Below are 374 nucleotides of genomic sequence, written 5' to 3' on the forward strand. Positions count from 1 at the left end.
AAGCGTTATCTGAACCAGAACGGATACCAGCATGTTCATGATCCGCAGGGGGTCCGGAGCGAGATGTATTACATTCCTCAGCCATCCCAGCTGCCAGCGCATCTGCATAACACAACATGGGTTGTGGATCGAAGTATTGATTTCCTTGAGAGACGAGATCGGGAACGGCCGTTTCTGTTGATGAGCAGCTTTATCAAGCCGCATCCGCCCTTTGAGACACCTACACCATGGAACAAGCTATATCGAGCGCTTGAGATGTCATTACCTAAGCGGCCTATGAACGGAGAAGAGCTCCTAACCTATTGGAATCGATTCCAGAATCGGTACAAATATCGAGATCAAGGTGTGGACGACCATTTGATGAGGACAATGAA

At 48.7% G+C, this 374-nt stretch carries 1 protein-coding gene; it reads right to left on the minus strand.

Features of this window, described 5'->3' with window-relative positions:
* Positions 1–204, minus strand: a 204-nt coding sequence (locus NQZ67_RS30030; protein ID WP_257453174.1) for a hypothetical protein, incomplete at its 3' end; no start/stop codon positions are given.
* Positions 205–374: the final 170 nt, after the last annotated feature.

Source organism: Paenibacillus soyae (genome assembly GCF_024623455.1).
In the GTDB taxonomy this organism is placed as follows: domain Bacteria; phylum Bacillota; class Bacilli; order Paenibacillales; family Paenibacillaceae; genus Pristimantibacillus; species Pristimantibacillus soyae.